This is a genomic window from Methylobacterium sp. J-092, assembly GCF_022829325.1.
GTDB lineage: Bacteria > Pseudomonadota > Alphaproteobacteria > Rhizobiales > Beijerinckiaceae > Methylobacterium.
Window position 1 is genome coordinate 1 of the sequence record NZ_JAKSXU010000012.1, and the last position, 414, is coordinate 414.

The following is a 414-nucleotide window of genomic DNA, read 5'->3' on the forward strand; positions in this document are numbered from 1 at the left end:
GCGTACCTGGCCATATCCGTTCGGATAACGGCCCGGAGTTCGTTGCGAAGGCCCTCCAAGCTTGGATCACCGGCGTCGGAGCAAAGACGGCCTACATCACGCCAGGCTCACCGTGGGAGACCGGCTACGTCGAAAGCTTCACCGCGCGGCTTCGCGACGAACTCCTAAACGGCGAGATCTTCTACACACTCAGGGAAGCGCAGGTCGTCATCGAAAGCTGGCGACGTCCCTACAACGGCGTGCGCCCGCATGCCTCTCTGGGATACCGCCCGCCGGCCCCGGAGGTGTTCATGCCAGCCTTCTCCGCTTGGCCGGCTGCGCTTGCCAGACCAGCTCCGCCGGCCAAGCTACCCGTGGCGGAGCGGCCCACCGTGCACTAACTCTACCCTTGGACCACCTCGTGGGGGCCGATCA

At 65.2% G+C, this 414-nt stretch carries 1 protein-coding gene; it reads left to right on the forward strand.

Going from position 1 to position 414, the window contains the following annotated elements; all coding sequences use genetic code 11:
* A partial coding sequence (locus MKK60_RS00140) for an integrase core domain-containing protein (RefSeq protein ID WP_243983406.1) occupies positions 1-380 on the forward strand: 380 nt, incomplete at its 5' end.
* Between the last annotated feature and the right edge of the window lie 34 nt (positions 381-414).